The sequence below is a fragment of the Gilliamella intestini genome, from assembly GCF_900094935.1.
GTDB classification, from domain to species: domain Bacteria; phylum Pseudomonadota; class Gammaproteobacteria; order Enterobacterales; family Orbaceae; genus Gilliamella; species Gilliamella intestini.
The window spans coordinates 1-2,358 of sequence record NZ_FMBA01000090.1; the positions used below are offsets into that span (position 1 = coordinate 1).

Genomic DNA, 2,358 nt, shown 5'->3' on the forward strand with positions numbered 1-2,358 from the left:
GCAATTGGAGAATTTATTTTGCTCATCGGACACGCATTTTGTTAAAATGAAAGCTGATGAGTAATATGTGTCTGTCAGATTAAGTTTGAGCTACTGCAATTCCAAAGAATCCGATACTACCGAAAAGTAAAAACAACCCTACACTCACCAACAAACAAATTCTCCAAATGCGTAGCGAAATACAAAAACGCTACAAAACAATCAAACAATCAATTATTGAGCATATCGAATTAAGCTTAGGCTACTATGCTAAAGAGCCGATTAAAACAGCGATATTCGTTGATAATACACTCTATGTCGTTAATGCCAGTGTTAATTACACTGTTGACGGCAATCAACTTGCTAGGGTGTTAACTCGCATTCAAGAAATTGTTGATGAAAACTTAATTGATGGCGGTATTGAGAAGTTTTGGGCAGGTAAGTTTGTTGCTGATATGTATCAAATGGGGACTAATCGCACTTTTCATAATCTATCCACTCAATCACCACTTTATTCACAAGCTACATCATTGGAATCACTGTTATTTAGTGATGCTTACATTCGTCGAATTGGGCTTGCATATACAGCAACATTCAACGACTGGAAAGGGCTTGCAGATAATCTAAAGAGTGATTTAGGTACGGTTTTAAGTAGCACTGTAGCCCGAGGGATTAATCCACGAGAAACGGCCGATATTATCAGTAAGCGTATTGATGTTTCATATAGCAGAGCTAAAGCCATAGCGCAGACTGAACAAGTAGGCGCTCTTCGTCAAGCAACGTGGGATGAAACTAAACGCACACAAGAGGAGTTAGGGTTAAAAACAGGCTTGTTACATATGTCTGCTTTAAAGCCTAATTCTAGGTCAACACATGTCGATAGGCACGGTAAGGTTTATACTGTTGAGCAAGTGGCAGATTGGTATGAAGAGAATGGCAACCGATTTAATTGTTATTGCGCTCAAGTAACGGTACTGCTTAATGAAAAAGGTGAGCCATATAATCAAGCTAGTATTGATAGATTATTAAAAGAATCTGATGACTGGCGTGAGCAAAACAGACCGAAACAACAAAGTTTAAATTCTGTTGAAGATGCTAATGAATGGGCAAGGAAACACATTACTGAAACCTCAAACCTACCACAGGATATTGATACCAAAGAGTTGGCTCCTTGCTTACAGTTGGTATCAGAAATACAGAAACGATTTGATTTACCTCAATTTAGATACACAGGCTCGATAACAGGGGATATTTATAAATATAGAGAGCCACCCAAAGATATGTTGGCAGCATACTCACATGAAGCTAAAGCCCTCCTTATTACATCAGATAGCGTCGATAAAAAAGCTTTGCTAGAATCTGATTTACACAGCAAAACGAAAGGGTATAAGCGAAATTCTATGCTGATAGCCATCAAAGGTAAGAATGAGCAATTAGCTAAAATAATTCACGAAATGGATTATATGCCGTGGAGTGCTGTATCCACACCAAGAGGTATTTATGCTCACGAGATGGGACATGCATTGCATTATCATTATCGAGAAGAAATTGACGACATCATCTGGAAAGCGTGGGATCGCGGTTGGGCGCATGCAATTAGTAAGTACGCTCAATATAATAAAATGGAGTTTGTTGCCGAGTCGTTTTCGTTGTATATTGAAAATCCATTTGAAGCAAAAAAACGTTTATATCCAGAATTATTTAAGTTTTTTGAGTCATTAGATAAGGGGTTAAAGTGAAAGACGATGAATCATTAGTAGATATTGCCTCTGAACTCATTAATATGGAACCACTTCCAGATGACGCCGAGGAGCAATTAAAGCGTTTAATTGAGCAAGCAAGTACTAGTTACGGAAGATATCAACTAGGCTGTTTAGCGGAAGCGCTTTTCGTTATCAGGCATTCATAACCTAATCACCCAAACCGCTTCGGCGGTTTTTTTATATATAAAATCCACATGAGGTAAAGCATGACACTTAAAAGTGTAAATGTTTTATCTGTCGTTAATAGTAAATCCAAAATATCAACACAAATCATCGACGGTAAAGAGCACATTGTTATTAATGATGTGGTCCCTATCGTGGATGATATTGTCATGAATGGAATTTTCTACCCGGCAGATGAAATTAACAAATCGTACATGACATTGAATGATAATTTAATGCCGCTTGACCATCCGCGCATAAATAACGAGCACGTTTCCGCATTAAATCCACAAGCTATTAATAACTTCTATATTGGTGCTTGGGGCAGAAATGTTCGTAAATCTAACGATAAAGTCTTAATGTGTAGTAGCTCAAACTTAATCTGACAGACACATATTACTCATCGGCTTTCATTTTAACAAAATGCGTGTCCGATGAGCAAAATAAATTCTCC

The 2,358-nt window shown here is 37.7% G+C and carries 3 protein-coding genes; all 3 read left to right on the plus strand.

Going from position 1 to position 2,358, the window contains the following annotated elements:
• The first annotated feature begins 167 nt into the window (after positions 1 to 167).
• Genes GA0061080_RS12085 through GA0061080_RS12090 form a run of 3 tightly spaced genes read left to right on the plus strand, consistent with a single transcriptional unit; the run spans position 168 to position 2,290 of the window.
• Positions 168 to 1,718 carry a phage minor head protein gene (locus GA0061080_RS12085; RefSeq protein ID WP_091126154.1) on the plus strand — a complete coding sequence of 517 codons (1,551 nt, stop codon included), beginning with the start codon at positions 168 to 170 and terminating at the stop codon, positions 1,716 to 1,718.
• Positions 1,715 to 1,888 carry a hypothetical protein gene (locus GA0061080_RS12685; RefSeq protein ID WP_167349246.1) on the plus strand — a complete coding sequence of 58 codons (174 nt, stop codon included), beginning with the start codon at positions 1,715 to 1,717 and terminating at the stop codon, positions 1,886 to 1,888. The genes GA0061080_RS12085 and GA0061080_RS12685 overlap by 4 nt, the downstream gene beginning before the upstream one ends.
• Positions 1,889 to 1,948: 60 nt before the next feature.
• Positions 1,949 to 2,290, plus strand: coding sequence for a hypothetical protein (locus GA0061080_RS12090; protein WP_091126157.1), 342 nt, complete (start codon positions 1,949 to 1,951; stop codon positions 2,288 to 2,290).
• The last annotated feature ends 68 nt before the right edge of the window (positions 2,291 to 2,358 follow it).